The organism is Nocardioides psychrotolerans (assembly GCF_900113685.1).
Classification (GTDB): domain Bacteria; phylum Actinomycetota; class Actinomycetes; order Propionibacteriales; family Nocardioidaceae; genus Nocardioides; species Nocardioides psychrotolerans.
The window spans coordinates 59523-74189 of the sequence record NZ_FOQG01000007.1 but is presented as its reverse complement, the minus strand read 5'-3'; the positions used below and the strand labels follow the sequence as shown (position 1 = coordinate 74189).

At 72.4% G+C, this 14667-nt stretch carries 15 protein-coding genes; 11 read left to right on the top strand and 4 right to left on the bottom strand.

Going from position 1 to position 14667, the window contains the following annotated elements:
* Nucleotide 1: 1 nt before the first annotated feature.
* Complete coding sequence (locus tag BM204_RS10270) at nucleotides 2–682, bottom strand: alpha/beta fold hydrolase (protein WP_091112815.1); 681 nt, start codon at nucleotides 680–682, stop codon at nucleotides 2–4.
* Between the two features lie 85 nt (nucleotides 683–767).
* Between BM204_RS10270 and BM204_RS10265 the strand changes: the two genes are divergently transcribed.
* Nucleotides 768–1730, top strand: coding sequence for a helix-turn-helix transcriptional regulator (locus BM204_RS10265; RefSeq protein ID WP_091112813.1), 963 nt, complete (start codon nucleotides 768–770; stop codon nucleotides 1728–1730).
* On the opposite strand, the gene BM204_RS10260 is transcribed toward BM204_RS10265, so the two are convergent.
* A complete protein-coding gene (locus BM204_RS10260) occupies nucleotides 1702–3114 on the bottom strand; it encodes a ribonuclease D (protein WP_091112811.1) in 1413 nt (470 codons plus the stop codon). The genes BM204_RS10265 and BM204_RS10260 overlap by 29 nt on opposite strands.
* On the bottom strand, nucleotides 3114–3740 hold the full coding sequence (locus BM204_RS10255) for a DUF3000 domain-containing protein (RefSeq protein ID WP_091112809.1): 627 nt from the start codon (nucleotides 3738–3740) through the stop codon (nucleotides 3114–3116). Before BM204_RS10255 ends, BM204_RS10260 begins: the two co-directional genes overlap by 1 nt.
* A gap of 72 nt (nucleotides 3741–3812) precedes the next feature.
* On the opposite strand from BM204_RS10255, the gene hemE reads away from it, so the two are divergent.
* Nucleotides 3813–4859: a uroporphyrinogen decarboxylase gene (hemE, locus tag BM204_RS10250; protein ID WP_091112806.1), complete on the top strand. Its 1047-nt coding sequence runs from the start codon at nucleotides 3813–3815 to the stop codon at nucleotides 4857–4859.
* Here the strand turns inward: hemE and BM204_RS10245 are convergent.
* Nucleotides 4819–5772: a DUF4349 domain-containing protein gene (locus BM204_RS10245; protein WP_091112804.1), complete on the bottom strand. Its 954-nt coding sequence runs from the start codon at nucleotides 5770–5772 to the stop codon at nucleotides 4819–4821. The genes hemE and BM204_RS10245 overlap by 41 nt on opposite strands.
* A gap of 170 nt (nucleotides 5773–5942) precedes the next feature.
* Between BM204_RS10245 and BM204_RS10240 the strand changes: the two genes are divergently transcribed.
* The 9 genes from BM204_RS10240 (at nucleotide 5943) to BM204_RS10200 (ending at nucleotide 14667) form a co-directional block, all read left to right on the top strand.
* Nucleotides 5943–6953 carry an acyl-CoA dehydrogenase family protein gene (locus BM204_RS10240; RefSeq protein ID WP_091112801.1) on the top strand — a complete coding sequence of 337 codons (1011 nt, stop codon included), beginning with the start codon at nucleotides 5943–5945 and terminating at the stop codon, nucleotides 6951–6953.
* 11 nt (nucleotides 6954–6964) lie between these two features.
* Nucleotides 6965–8191 (top strand): acyl-CoA dehydrogenase family protein, encoded by a 1227-nt coding sequence (locus tag BM204_RS10235; RefSeq protein ID WP_091112799.1) that lies wholly within the window; start codon nucleotides 6965–6967, stop codon nucleotides 8189–8191.
* A gap of 124 nt (nucleotides 8192–8315) precedes the next feature.
* Nucleotides 8316–9428 (top strand): dimethylsulfone monooxygenase SfnG, encoded by a 1113-nt coding sequence (gene sfnG / locus BM204_RS10230; RefSeq protein WP_091112797.1) that lies wholly within the window; start codon nucleotides 8316–8318, stop codon nucleotides 9426–9428.
* A 40-nt stretch (nucleotides 9429–9468) separates the two neighbouring features.
* The gene (locus tag BM204_RS10225; protein ID WP_091112794.1) at nucleotides 9469–10620 is read left to right on the top strand and encodes an LLM class flavin-dependent oxidoreductase; all 1152 of its coding nucleotides are present in this window, start codon (nucleotides 9469–9471) and stop codon (nucleotides 10618–10620) included.
* Nucleotides 10617–11069: an NAD(P)H-dependent oxidoreductase gene (locus tag BM204_RS10220; RefSeq protein ID WP_091112793.1), complete on the top strand. Its 453-nt coding sequence runs from the start codon at nucleotides 10617–10619 to the stop codon at nucleotides 11067–11069. Before BM204_RS10225 ends, BM204_RS10220 begins: the two co-directional genes overlap by 4 nt.
* Nucleotides 11066–11575, top strand: coding sequence for a flavin reductase family protein (locus BM204_RS10215; RefSeq protein WP_174812999.1), 510 nt, complete (start codon nucleotides 11066–11068; stop codon nucleotides 11573–11575). The genes BM204_RS10220 and BM204_RS10215 overlap by 4 nt, the downstream gene beginning before the upstream one ends.
* A 283-nt stretch (nucleotides 11576–11858) precedes the next feature.
* On the top strand, nucleotides 11859–13235 hold the full coding sequence (gene hemG / locus BM204_RS10210) for a protoporphyrinogen oxidase (protein WP_091112790.1): 1377 nt from the start codon (nucleotides 11859–11861) through the stop codon (nucleotides 13233–13235).
* Nucleotides 13232–13951, top strand: coding sequence for a hydrogen peroxide-dependent heme synthase (gene hemQ, locus BM204_RS10205; RefSeq protein WP_091112788.1), 720 nt, complete (start codon nucleotides 13232–13234; stop codon nucleotides 13949–13951). The genes hemG and hemQ overlap by 4 nt, the downstream gene beginning before the upstream one ends.
* Nucleotides 13952–14019: 68 nt before the next feature.
* A complete protein-coding gene (locus BM204_RS10200; RefSeq protein ID WP_091112786.1) occupies nucleotides 14020–14667 on the top strand; it encodes a hypothetical protein in 648 nt (215 codons plus the stop codon).

The following is a 14667-nucleotide window of genomic DNA, read 5'->3' as shown; positions in this document are numbered from 1 at the left end:
CTCAGCTGCCGGCGGCCTCGTCCAGCAGGGCCGCCAGCGCCTTCGGCTGGCTGAACATCGGCCAGTGCCCGGAGTCGAGGTCGACGAGCTCGAGACTTCGCGCCGTCGACAGCTCCGGGGTGTCGCCGCCGGCGATCCACTCGCGGGCCTGCTCGGGGCTGAACTCCGGGCACACCAGCACGAGCGGCACGTCGAAGCGTCGCTGCGAGGTGTAGCGGACGAGCCCGGTGGCGACCGCTTCGGGCACGGGGATGGCCGCAGCCGCGATGCGGTCCTTCGTGGTCTGGTCGAGGTCGTCGGAGTCCGGCCCCTCGAAGGGCCCCCACCCCGGGAACGCCATCACGCCGTCCTGCGCCGGGAAGAACGCGGCGTACGCCGTGCCCTCCGTCGAGGGGAAGCCGCCGATCAGCGCGACCTTGGCCACCGTGTCGGGTCGCGCGTCGGCGGCCAGCCAGGCGAGGGTGCACGCCGCGGAGTGACCCACGACGAGCGCCGGCCCGGTGGCGGCGTCGATCGCGGCGACCACGGCTGCCACCTGGTCATCCAGCGTCGCCGCGGCGCCGTCGCCCTGTCCCGGCAAGGTGATCGGGACGGCGCGGTGGCCGAGCGCCTCGAGCTCCGGGACGACGGCGTCCCAGGCAGATCCGTCGAGCCACAGGCCGGCGACGAGCACGATGTCCATGTCAGTTCTCCTTCTTCGGGGCTGCCGCTCACGCTAGGGCCGGTTCCGGACGATCTGCGTCCGGTTCGTGGCCTAAGGTCGAGAAATGTCCTCCCAGTCGAGTCCCACGGCGCGGGCGCTGCGCGCGTTGGAGATCCTCCAGGACCGTCCCGGCGTGAGCGCGGCCGATCTCGGGGAGCGACTCGGGGTCACCGAGCGGGCCGCGCGACGCTACGTCGTGATCCTGCGCGAGGCCGGGATCCCGGTGGAGGCCACCCGCGGCCCCTACGGCGGCTACCGGCTCGGCCGCGGTGCCAGGCTGCCGGCCGTGATGTTCACCCAGGAGGAGGCGCTGGGGCTGGTGATGGCGGTGCTCGACGGCCAGCCCGCCGCGACCGACGCCGAGGACCTGGTCGGCAGGGCGCTCGGCAAGGTGGTGCGGGCGCTGCCCGACAGCGTGGGCCGGCAGGCTGCGGTGCTCCGTGAGCACGCAGCCGCGGTCCCGCGGCAGCACTCCACCCGGCCCGACCCGGCCACCACGAGCGCGCTGGTCGCCGCGGTCGCGTCCCATCACCGGGTCGTCGTGTCCTACCGCAGCGGCTCCGGCCGGACCTGGGACTCCGAGGTGGACCCGTGGGCGGTCGTGGTGCGCCTTGGCCGGTGGTACCTGCTGTGCCACTCCCACCACGCCGACGCCGCCCGGACCTACCGCGTCGACCGGATCGGCGCGGTCCGCGAGACCACGCAGCGCTTCGAGCCGCCCGCGGGGCTCGACCCCGTCGCGGCCCTGGAGGAGGCCCTGTCGAGCGGGTGGGAGCACGAGACCCGCGTGGTCCTCGACGCTCCCCTGGCCCGGGTCGCGCCCTGGGTCCACCCCACGATGGGCCGCCTCGAGTCCCTGGGCGAGGGCTGCGTGCTCGTGGGCACGACGAGCAACCCGGAGATGTATGCCCAGGAGTGGCTGGCGCGGGTGCCGTTCCCCTACCGCGTCGAGGGTGGTCCGGAGCTGCGCGCGGCCGTGGCAGTGCTGGCCGAGCGGCTCAGGACGGCGCTGGAGGATCCGCGCTGAGGCCGGCGCTGTCGGGGGGTGTCTCGGGGGGTGTCTCGGGGGGTGTCTCGGCGGACGCGGCGGCCGCAGCGTCCAGGGCGGCCGTCGTGTCCGCGTCGGCCTGAAGGATCGCGGTCACGATCACGGGAGCCGCCAGCGCGATCTGCCACCCGCGCGCGCCGTGGCTCGCGAGCTGGGAGACGACAGCGTCGATCAGCTCGTCGCCGTGGCGGGTCGAGGGCGGTGACCACAGCGTGCGGCGCAGGAAGTCGGGGGTGAGGACGTTCTCCACGGGCAGGTTGCGCTCCTCGGCGAGCGCGGTCATCGCCTCGCGCGCGAGCGTCAGGCGCCGGGCAGCGACCGGGTCCTTCTCGGCCCAGGCCCGCGGCAGGGGCGGGCCGTCTCCACGCGGTGCCCGCGTCGGGAGCTCGTCCTCGCTCATCTCGTCGACCTCGCGGAGGGCAGCGACCCAGCGGCTGGAGTAGCGCTCGGCACCCCGACCGTGGAAGCCCTTGGTGGACAGCAGCGCCTCTCGGTCCAGCGGCATCGCCTGCGCCGCCGCCACGATGGCCGAGTCCGGCAGGATCCGTCCGGGGGTCACGTCGCGCTGCTCGGCGAGCGAGTCGCGCAGCTCCCACAGGGCCCGGACGGCCCCCAGGGCCTTGCGCCCGCGCACCCGGTGGAGTCCCGACACCCGACGCCACGCGTCGACGCGGGCGGGCAGCTCGAAGGTCTTCAGGTAGTCGAACTCCTGGCGCGCCCAGTCGTCCTTGCCGGTCTCGACCAGCTCGGCGGCGAGCAGGTCGCGGAGCTCCACGAGCACCTCGACGTCGAGCGCTGCATATTCGAGCCAGGCCTGCGGGAGCGGTCGCGTCGACCAGTCGACGGCGGAGTGCTCCTTCTTCATCCGGCGCTCGAGCAGCGTCTCGACGAGCGTGGCGAGGCCGACCCGGGGATAGCCCAGCAGCCGGCCGGCGAGCTCGGTGTCGAAGAGCGTGGTGGGATAGAGGCCGATCTCGTTGAGGCACGGCAGGTCCTGGGTGGCGGCGTGCAGGATCCACTCGGTGCCCTCGAGGGCCTCCTGGAGGGGCGCCAGCGACTCGAAGGCGATCGGGTCGATCAGCGACGTGCCGGCACCCTCGCGACGCAGCTGGATCAGGTAGGCGCGGTTGGAGTAGCGGTAGCCGGAGGCGCGCTCGGCGTCGATCGCCACGGGGCCGGTGCCGGCGACGAGCGCGTCGCAGTAGGCCCGCAGGGCCTCCTCGGTCTCGATGACGGCGGAGAGGCCGTCACGCAGGGTGAGCAGCTCGGCGCGGACCTCGGGCTCGACGGGCTCGACCGGCTCGGGCTTCTCGTGGGACGTCGGGTCGGGTTGCTGGTCGGGTTGCTGGGGCTCGTCGCTCATCAGTGGCCCGCGCCCCGCTGGCCCCGACGGCCGGGCATGACCGTCACGCCGGCGGGCACGGGCGGCAGGCCCACGGCGGTGCAGAGCAGCTCGCCCCAGGCCTCGACGTGCGGACCGACGTCGAGGGGGGAGGCTTCGTCGGTGAGAGGTGTCCAGGAGGCGCGGATCTCCAGCTGGGCGGTGCCGGCCTCGTCGGCCATCCCGCCGAAGCTCTCGGTCGCGACCCGGGTCACGGTGCCTGAGGCGGCGGTGTAGGCGGCACCGTGGGCGCTGAGCGCCTCGGTCAACCAGGACCAGCCCACGTCGGCGAGCAACGGGTCGGTGATCATGTCGAGCTCGATCTCCGCGCGGGCGTAGGCGACGCAGCGGAACGTGCCGTCCCAGGCGTCGTTGCCGGCCGGGTCGTGGAGCAGGATGATCCGCCCGGTGCCCACGTCGACCCCGTCGACGGTGACGTCGGCCGACAGGGCCGCGGCGTGAGGGGCGATCCGCTGCGGAGCGGGCATCTCCTCGCAGAAGATCTCCGGGCGCAACGTGGCTGCGCGCATCGTCGCCACGGCCGCCCGGAACTCCGGGGGGCTCGTCTGCACACCGGACCCGGTGCGCGACTCTTGACGGACGACCATGGGATCACAGTAGGACCGCGGGACTCGAACCCATCTGCGAACACGCCGGGGGTGACCTGGGAGGCTTGTCCCATGCTCGCGCCCACCAGCCACCCCGGACTCGCCGACAGTGCCCTCCTGAAGGCCGCGCGCGGTGAGCCGGTGCCGCACACGCCGGTCTGGTTCATGCGCCAGGCGGGACGCTCGCTGCCGGAGTACCTCAGGATCCGCGAGGGCGTGGGGATGCTCGAGTCGTGCATGGACCCCGACCTGGTCACGGAGATCACGCTGCAGCCCGTGCGTCGTTACGGCGTGGACGCGGCGATCCTCTTCTCCGACATCGTCCTGCCGCTCAAGGCGGTCGGCGTCGACCTCGACATCGTCGCGGGCGTGGGGCCGGTCGTGGCCTCGCCGGTGCGCACGCTCGAGGACGTGGCGGCGATCCCCGACCTGACGCCCGAGCACGTCCCGTTCATCACCCAGGCCGTCCGGGGCGTCGTCGCCGAGCTCGGAGCGACCCCGCTGATCGGCTTCGCAGGGGCGCCGTTCACCGTGGCGTCGTACCTCGTCGAGGGCGGGCCCTCCAAGGAGCACGCCAAGACCAAGGCGATGATGTTCGGCGCTCCCGACGTCTGGGACGCGCTGATGCGCAAGATCGCACAGATCGCGGCCGCCTACCTCGAGGTCCAGGTCGCCGCCGGCGCCTCGGCCGTGCAGCTCTTCGACTCGTGGGCGGGCGCGCTGACCCCGGCCGACTACGAGGCGCTCGTCATGCCCCACTCGAGCCGCGTGCTCGCCCATGCCGGAGGGCTCGGCGTCCCGCGCATCCACTTCGGCGTCGGCACGAGCAACCTGCTCGGGCTGATGGGCGAGGCCGGGGCCGACGTGGTCGGCGTCGACTGGCGCACGCCGCTGGCCTCCGCGGTGCCCCTCGTGGGAGACCGCAGCGTCCAGGGCAACCTCGACCCGACCCTCGTTTTCGCGCCGCCCGAGCTGATGCTCGCCCGCGCCGCCGAGGTCATCGAGGCCGGTCGTGCGGCACGTGGCCACATCTTCAACCTCGGCCACGGGGTCATCCCGTCGACCGACCCCGACCAGCTCAAGCGGCTGACGGAGTACGTGCAGTCCTACCCGCTCTGATCCGGCGGCGCAGCGGCCAGGTCGCCACTCCGAGCAGGGTCAGCACCACAGCGAAGGGCAGGACCGCGCCCGCGGCGGTCGCGAGCCCCACAGCGGCGCCGGTGAAGGCGGACCACCCGGCGTCCAGGCCGGCGAGGAAGCCGGTCTCCTCCGGCTCGGGCTTCTTCTTCGCGGGCTCGTCCTTGGTTTGCTCCAGGGACACGGTGATCGTGGCCATCGACGTCTGGTCGGCGAGGTAGGCGGCGGTCCGCTCCAGCGAGCCGAGCGCGGCCTGGCGGCGGGAGAGCTGGCCCTCGATGTTGACGATGTCGCGGATGCTCTGGGCCCGGTCGAGCAGCAGCGCGATGCGCCGGATGCTGGCGCGCTGCACCCGCAGCCGCACCTGCGTGTCGATCACCTTCGTCGTCACGTCGTCGACGGCGGAGCTCGACGTCATCAGCGTGGCGGTCTCCTCGAGCGCCGTCATCGCGTCGGCGAACCGCGCCGAGGGGATGCGGAGCACGAGCCGCGAGCGCTTCACGTCGCCCTCGTCGTCGGTCGCGGTCTCCTCCTGGGCGATCTCGCCGCGCAGCTCGTCGACGACCTTCTGCACCTCGAAGCGCGCCTCCCCGACGTCATCGGAGCGCAGCTGCACGTTGCCGGTGGAGATCAGCGACCGCACCGTCGAGTCGGCGGCCGCGGCGGTGGCCTCCGCGGCACCGCCGGCCGACTCGCTGAAGGCGAGTGCCGTCGACCCGCTGTCGAGGAGGTCCCTCCCCTCCTCAGGCGGCATCGCAGGTGCCTCGATCGCCGGGTCCGGGGCCGACGCTGCGACATCGGAGGACGAGGTCGAGTCCGCTCCCGAGGAGCAGCCGGCGGCGCCGACGGTGAGCACGGTGAGCACGGCGGCGGAGGCGAGGAGGCGACGGAACATGTGGGTACGACGAGCCCCGCAGTGGGTGGGTTCCGCCCGGGAGGCTCGCGCCGGACGGTGCCGGTGGCGGCCGGTCCTGGTGATCGGTTGTGGGGTGTGCCATTCTCTATAAAGTCAGTCAAGATATGCGAGATTAAGCCCATCGTGTCCCTGAGAACCCTGGAGACCCCATGACCGTCTACGCCACCCCGTCCGAGGTGCTCACCACCTGGGGCAGCAATCCCCGCTCGCCCGAGGCCTGGGTCGAGCGCGACCGCGCCAACCAGACGCCGTACGCCGAGGTGCAGCTGCTCAAGGACGCCGGCCAGGACTGGACCACGGCCCTCCGTGTCGTGCGTGCCGTCTCGGCCGGCGACGGCTCGATCGGGCAGCTGCTGGGCTACCACTACCTGTGGGCCTGGGCGGCGCGCCTCGTCGGGACGTCGGAGCAGGTCGAGAGCGTCGAGCAGCAGGCGACCGAGGGCACCTGGTTCTTCGGCGGCGCCGTCAACCCCCGCGACGACGACCTCAGCATCCGCGAAGAAGGCGGGGAGCTCGTCTTCACCGGCCGCAAGTCGTTCTCGACCGGCGGGCGGGTCTCTGACGTCACCGTGCTGGAGGGCGTCATCGAGGGGACCGAGAAGCACGTCTTCGACCGCGTGTTCGTGCCGCGTGTCTACAACACCCTCAACGTCCCGCTGATCCAGCTGATCTTCGCCAACCTCTACCTCGGCATCGCCGAGGGCGCGCTGGCGACCGCGGCCACCTACACCCGCGACAAGACCCGAGCCTGGCCCTACACGCCCGACCTCAAGCAGCGCGGCAGCGAGGAGTTCTACGTCCTCGAGGCCTACGGTGACCTGCGCTCCAAGCTCTGGGCGGCAGAGGCGCTCGCCGAGCGCGGCGCCGAGCTGATCGAGGGCATCAACGAGCACGCCGACACCGTGACCGGGCAGGAGCGGGGCGAGGCCGCTGTCGTGATCGCGGCCGCCAAGCAGGTCGCCATCGGCGTCGGGCTGGAGATCGGCACCCGCGTCTTCGACGTCACGGGCGCCCGCGCGACGGCGAGCTCGGTCGGGCTGGACATCTCCTGGCGCAACATCCGCACCCACAGCCTCCACGACCCGATCGCGCACAAGCGCGCCGAGGTGGGGCGCTACGCGCTGCTCGGCGAGCTGCCCGAGCCGACCTGGTACACGTGAGGAGCGGCGGCATGACCCTCGACGACCTCCGTGAGCAATACAGCCCCCTGCTCGAGAAGATCCGCTCCGGCACGCTGCAGCGCGAGCTCGACGGCGAGCTGCCGTTCGAACCGGTGCGCTGGCTCAAGCAGGAGGGCTTCGGCGCCCTCCGGGTCCCCGAGCAGTACGGCGGTCGCGGGCTGCCCTGGCCCGAGCTGACGCAGCTGTGGATCGACGTGGCGGCTGCGGACGCCAACCTCACCCAGGCCTTCCGCGGCCACTTCGCGCTGGCCGAGGACCGGCTCTGGCAGCACGCCGTGGGGCGTGATCAGCAGGCGTGGTTCGACCGGTTCGTCGCCGGCGAGATCGCCGGCAACGCCTGGTCGGAGGTTGGCTCCACCGCGATCGAGACCCAGCGCACGGTGCTCACCCGCGCCGGGGAGCGCGCCGAGAGCGGCTGGCGCATCAGCGGCACGAAGTTCTACACGACCGGCAGCATCTACGCGGAGTGGGCCGACGTCTACGCGCGGGTGCGTGCCGACGGCCAGTTCGGCGACCAGCCCGACCGCTTCGCGATCGCCATCGTCGACACGCGCGCCGAGGGCGTCACCGTGGTCGACGACTGGGACGGCTTCGGCCAGAAGGGCACGGGTAGTGGCACGACGACCTTCGAGGACGTCGCCGTTCCGGACGCGCACGTGCTGCCCTTCGAGGAGCGCTTCCCCCACCAGACCGCGCTCTACCAGCTCAACCTGCTGGCGACACTGGCCGGCATCGCCCGGGCGGCGCTCGACGACACCGTCGACGCCGTACGACGCCGCGAGCGCAACTACTCCCACGCCAACGCCTCCCGGGTGCGCGACGACCCGCAGGTGCTGGCCCGGATCGGGGAGATCGCGGCCGCGGTCTACGCCGCTGAGGCGACGACCCTGCGCGTGGCCGGTGCGCTGCAGGCGGTAGCCGACTCGGTCCACGAGGACGCCTCGGTCACGCGGCGGCTCAACGAGGTCGTCGAGGTGGAGTCGTCGACCGCGCAGGTCGTCGTCACCGACCTGGTGCTGCGCGCGACGAGCGACCTCTTCGACACGCTGGGGGCCTCGGCGACCTCGCGCACTGCCGGCCTGGACCGCCACTGGCGCAACGCCCGCACGGTCGCCAGCCACAACCCGCGCATCCTCAAGGCGCGGGTGGTCGGTGACCACCTCACCAACGGCACCCCGCCGCCCTACGCCTGGGCCATCGGGACGACCACGCGCTAGGCGTGGCCGATCACGCCGCCGTCCGGACCTGACGCCTGGTGGGCCGCCCCGCCCTGCATCTGAGCCCAATGTCGATCAATCTAATATACATAAGCAAGAATGACCTGCGACGGAAGTGGATCCCATGACAGCACGGAACGAACCCATCACGTTCGCCTACTGGGTGCCCAACGTCAGCGGTGGCCTGGTGGTCAGCAAGATCGAGCAACGCACCGACTGGGGCTACGACTACAACGTCGAGCTCGCCCGGCTGGCCGAGGGCAACGGCTTCGACTACGCCCTCTCCCAGGTGCGCTACATGGCGTCCTACGGCGCGGCCCACCAGCACGAGTCGACCAGCTTCAGCCTCGCGCTGCTGCTCGCTACCGAGCGACTCAAGGTCATCGCCGCGGTGCACCCCGGGCTGTGGCAGCCCGGCGTGCTCGCGAAGTTCATCGCGACCGCCGACCAGATCTCCGGCGGGCGTGCGGCGATCAACGTGGTGAGCGGCTGGTTCAAGGACGAGTTCACCCGGCTCGGCGAGCCGTGGCTCGAGCACGGCGAGCGCTACCGCCGCTCGGAGGAGTTCATCGGCTACGTCCGCGAGATCTGGACCAGCGACCACGCCGAGCTCTCCGGCGACTTCTACCGCCTCCACGACTTCGACCTCAAGCCCAAGCCGCTCGACGTGCCCGGCCGGGCCCACCCCGAGATCTTCATGGGGGGCAACTCCAGCGACGCGCGCGGCCTGGGTGGCCGCGTGACCGACTGGTACCTCTGCAACGGCAACACGCCCAAGGGCATCGCCGAGCAGGTCCAGGACGTCACCGACGCGGCCCAGGTCCACGGACGCCCTGCCGGCTCCGTGAAGTTCGGCGTCAACGGCTTCATGATCGCCCGCGACACCGAGGCCGAGGCGCATGCCGTGCTCGACGAGATCATCGCGAAGGCCGACGTCGAGGCCGTCGAGGGCTTCGGCTCCGCGGTCAAGCAGGCCGGGCAGTCGACGGGAGACAAGAAGGGCATGTGGCAGGACTCGGAGTTCAAGGACCTGGTCCAGTACAACGACGGCTTCCGCACCGGACTGATCGGCACGCCCGAGCAGGTGGCCCACCGGATCCTGGACTTCAAGCGCCGCGGCGTCGACATGATGCTGCTCGGCTTCCTGCACGCCCAGGAGGACGTCGTCTACTTCGGCCGCGAGGTCCTCCCGATCGTCCGTGAGCTTGAGGCCGCAGAGCTCTCCCGCGTCGGCTGACGCCTCATCCACCTCATCTACACCCACCTGGAAGGACGTCATGTCCCACCTGAAGTTCCACTGGTTCCTCCCCACCAACGGCGGCGACGGCCGCCAGGTCGTCGGCGGCGGTCACGGCGTGGAGGCCGGCGCGTCCGGCCGTGCCGCATCCGTGCCCTACCTCGGCCAGGTCGCGCGCAGCGCGGAGCAGCTCGGCTTCGAGGCCGCCCTGACGCCCACCGGCGCCTGGTGCGAGGACGCCTGGCTCTCCACGGCGATGCTCAGCAGCGTCTCGGACCGGCTGAAGTTCCTCGTCGCCTTCCGGCCCGGCCTCACCTCGCCGTTCCTGGCAGCGCAGATGGCCGGCACCTTCCAGAACCTCACCGGGGGCCGGCTCCTGCTCAACGTCGTCACCGGCGGCGAGAGCCACGAGCAGCGGATGTACGGCGACTACCTCGACAAGGAGGCCCGCTACGCCCGCTGCGACGAGTTCCTGACGATCGTGCGTCGGCTCTGGACGGGGGAGAGCGTGTCCTTTGCTGGCGAGCACCTGCGCCTCGACGAGGCCGTGCTCGCGCAGATCCCCGACCCGCTGCCCGAGATCTACTTCGGTGGCTCCTCGCCAGCGGCCGGGAGGGTCGCGGCCAAGCACGCCGACGTCTACCTCACCTGGGGCGAGCCGCCCACGGCCGTGGCGGAGAAGGTGGAGTGGATCCGCAAGCTGGCTGCTGATGAGGGTCGAGAGGTGTGCTTCGGCATCCGCCTCCACACCATCGCCCGCGACACCGCCGAGGAGGCGTGGGCCGAGGCCGACCGCCTGCTCGCCGGCATCGACGAGTCCGAGATCGCCAAGGTCCAGGCCGGCCTCAGGCGCAGCGAGTCCGAGGGCCAGCGCCGGATGCTCGAGCTCAACGCCGGCTCCAAGGACGGACTCGAGATCCACCCCAACCTCTGGGCCGGCGTCGGCCTGGTGCGTGGCGGTGCGGGCACCGCACTGGTCGGCAGTCACGACGAGATCGCCGACCTGGTCGAGCAATATGTCGCGGTCGGCATCGAGGAGTTCGTCCTCTCGGGCTACCCGCACCTCGAGGAGTCCTACCGCTTCGGCGAGGGCGTCCTGCCCGAGCTGGCCCGCCGCGGTCTGTGGGAGCACCCTGCCCCGGTCACGGGCCGCGCGTCGGTGCCGTTCGGCTCCTCCGAGGCCGCGTCGTGACCGGCGCGTCGCGCGTTGCCGTCGTCGTCGGCAACCCCCAGCCGGCCTCGCGCACCCTCAAGGCAGCGGCCTATGTCGCCACCGAGCTGTCCGGCCACGAGCCCGACCTCGTCGTCGACCTCGCCACGACCGGTCCCGGGCTGCTCGACTGGGCCGACCCGGACGTCGACGACCTGGTGTCCCAGGTGGCTGCGGCTGACCTGGTCGTGGTCGCCACCCCGACCTACAAGGCCACCTACTCCGGGCTGCTCAAGCTCTTCCTCGCCCGCTTCGCGCCGCAGCACGGCACCGTCCTGAGCGAGATCGGCGCGACCGTGCCGGTCCGGGGGCTCTACGTCCTCGACAGCGCCCACGCCGACCCCACGGCGTACGACGCCTGGCTGGCCACCGCCCGCCCCGTGGTCTCGGCCCTGCTCACCGCCCGCCTCACGACAGGAGTCCACGCATGATCGTGACCACGCTCTCGACCAACCAGGACCTCGACCCGCAGGCCCTGCGCGAGGCCTTCGGGATCTTCCCGAGCGGTGTCGTCGCCGTGGCCGCCCAGGTCGACGGACGCCGGGTCGGCCTGGCCGCAAGCTCCTTCACCTCGGTGAGCCTGGACCCGCCGCTGGTGTCGTTCTCCATCGCCAACACCTCGAAGACGTGGCCCGACCTGCGTCGCGCCGGACACCTCGGCGTCACGATCCTGGCCGACCACCACGGCGAGGTCTGCCGTCAGCTCGCCGGTCCCGTCGACGAGCGCTTCGAGGGTCTCGAGGTGACCGTCACCGACGCAGGAGCGCTGAGCCTGGACGACGGCCTGGCTACCTTCGACTGCTCGATCTATGAGGAGGTCGCCGCCGGCGACCACACGATCGTGCTGCTCGAGCTGCACGCCGTCTCGCAGGCCGACACCTCCGGCCCGCTCGTCTTCCACCGCAGCGGCTTCGGCCGCATGGCCGCCTCCGCCTGAGCCCCCCTCGGGCCCACGAACACCTCGTGCCGCCGCGACCGTGCACCCGGCCGCGGCGGCGCGAGGGCCGGGTGTGCCCTGTTCGTCGGTCGAGCCCGCCGAGCGCCAGCGAGCGGCGTCGTCCCGGTGCCGCTCGCGTAGCCGGACGTACGCAAGTGCCTCTCCACCACCTCGTCCACGCCTGACGGCCTGCGGCTACGTGGCGTTGAGTACGTCCGAATACGTGATGCCCTGATCCGCAGCACTGTGACACGTCGCCCACGCCCAGTGAGACGATGAAGACGTGGTCAAGCGGGTCGTCGTCGTCGGGGGAGGGGTCGCCGGGCTGACCGCTGCCCGCGACCTCGTCACGGCCGGTCACGACGTCGTGCTCCTCGAGGGCAGCGACCACGTCGGCGGCAAGCTCCTGCGCGACGAGGTCGGCGGCGTGATGGTCGACGTCGGCGCCGAGGCGATGCTCAACCGGCGCCCCGAGGGGGTGGCGCTCGCCCGGGCCGTCGGGCTCGAGCTGGAGCACCCGACGGTCGCCTCCTCCCGCATCTGGACCCGGGGCGCCCTGCGCCCCCTGCCCCGCTCGCTCATGGGCGTCCCGCTGGACCTCGAGCAGCTCACCGCCTCCGGCGTCCTCTCCGCCGAGGGCCTCGAGCGCGCGCGACGCGAGCCCGGGCTCCCGCCCGAGGTCGTCGACGGCGATGTCTCGGTGGGGGACCTGGTCGCCCGCCGCTTCGGCGACGAGGTCGTCGACCGGCTCGTCGAGCCGCTGCTCGGCGGCGTCTACGCCGGCCACGCGCGTGAGCTGTCCGCCCGCGCGTCAGTGCCGCAGCTGGTCGCCTACGCCGAGCGTGGCTCCCTGCTCGAGCAGGGTGCAGCCATCCCGATGACCTACGACACCCCCGTCTTCGCCGGGATCCCCGGCGGCATGGGCCTGCTGCCCGCCGCGCTGGCCGCTGGGCTCGTCGTACGCACCGGGGTGACGGTGCGCGGCCTCACCCGCACGCCCACCGGGTTCGAGGTCCTGACGGGGCCAACGCCCGACCTCGAGACCGTCTGCGCCGACGCTGTCGTGCTGGCCACCCCTGCCGCGCCCACCGCGCGGCTGCTCGCGGACCTGGCACCCACCGCGTCGGCCGAGCTGGCCGGCATCGAGTCGGCGTCGATGGCCGTGGTGACCTTCGCCTTCTCCTCAGCCGGCGTCGCGGCGATCGACACCGGGTCGTCCGGTTTCCTGGTCCCGCCCGTCGACGGCCGCCGGATCAAGGCCTCGACGTTCTCGTTCGCCAAGTGGGGCTGGGTGCGCGAGGCCGGGGCCGCCGCGGGGCTCGTCCACCTGCGCACCTCGTTGGGCCGGCACCGCGAGGCGGTGGCGCTCCAGGCGAGCGACGAGGAGCTCGTCGCGCTGTCGCTCGTCGACCTCGAGGCCGCGACCGGCCTGCGTGCCGTCCCGGTCGACACCCACGTCCAGCGGTGGGGTGGCGGGCTGCCGCAGTACGCCGTCGGGCACCTCGACCGGGTCGCACGGATCCGGGCCGACGTCGCGCTGGTCCCGGGCCTCGCGGTCTGCGGCGCGGCCTACGACGGCGTGGGCATCCCCGCCGTCATCGCCTCCGCGCACCGGGCCGCCGCCGAGCTGCTCGGGCCCGACGGCACAATGGAGACATGAGCGAGCAGCAGAGCAACGCCGCACGGGTGCGCGAGATCAACGACTCCATCCGCTACACGATGTGGTCGGTCTTCCGACTCGCCGACGTGCTGGGTGACGGACCGGGATCGGCCGACCGCGACGCCGAGGGGGCTGAGGTCGAGGAGCTCTTCACCGAGCTCGGCGAGGGCGGCGTCGTGGTCCGTGGCGTCTACGACGTGGCGGGTCTGCGCGCCGACGCCGACCTGATGGTCTGGTGGCACGCCGAGGACTCCGAGTCGCTCCAGCAGGCCTACCACCGCTTCCGTCGCACCTCCTTCGGTCGTCGCCTCGACCCGGTCTGGTCGCAGCTGGCGCTGCACCGCCCGGCCGAGTTCAACAAGAGCCACGTGCCGGCGTTCCTCGACGAGGAGGCGCCCAAGCGGCACGTGTGCGTCTACCCGTTCGTCCGGTCCTACGAGTGGTACCTCCTGCCGGACGACGAGCGCCGCACCATGCTCAAGGAGCACGGCATGCAGGCCCGTCCCTACCCCGACGTCCGGGCCAACACGGTCGCCAGCTTCGCGCTCGGCGACTACGAGTGGATGCTGGCCTTCGAGGCCGACGAGCTGCACCGCATCGTCGACCTGATGCGCGACCTCCGCGCCTCCGGAGCCCGCCGCCACGTGCGCGAGGAGGTCCCGTTCTACACCGGCGCGCTGACGCCGGTCGCCGAGCTGGTCCAGCGGCTGCCCTGATCGATGGGACCGACACCGCCTCGCGTCGAGACCGGGAACGCGATCGGCGACGGGCGCGTCGTAGGAGCATGAAGACCGCCGTCGTCGCCCTGTTCCTCGCCGTTCCGCTGCTCGTCTCGTGCGGCGGTGACGACCAGGGCGGCGACGTCGTCCAGGACCCGGCAGGTGCCGGCGGCGCCGGCGCTTCGTCGCTCGAGCGCCCCACCGAGGTGCCGGCGGCGCCCGGCGAGGTGCGCAGCGCCAGCCTGCCGACCGTCATGGACACCGGGACCGGCCCCGTCGAGCTCTGCCTCGGCGCGATCGCCGAGTCCTACCCGCCGCAGTGCGGCGGCCCCGCGATCCCCAACTGGGACTGGGCCGATCAGCAGGGCGTGTTCGAGCAGCAGGGCCAGATCCGCTGGGGCACCTTCGCCGTGACCGGCACCTGGGACGGCGCCGCCTTCACCGTGAGCGAGGCGATCCCGGGGGCGCTCTACGACCCGATGATGCCGGAGCCCACGGAGCTGCCGTCACCCGCGACCGCCTACACCGACGCCGAGCTCCAGGAGATCGCGACCGAGGTCGGCGACCTGCCCGGCGCCCAGGGTGCCTATGGCGGCGACGGCCACGTGATGGTCGACGTGACCTACGACGACGGCTCGATCCAGGCCTGGGCCGACGAGGAGTACGGCGAGTCCGTCGTCCTGGTCAACCCGGCCCTCGTCGACGTCGAGTGA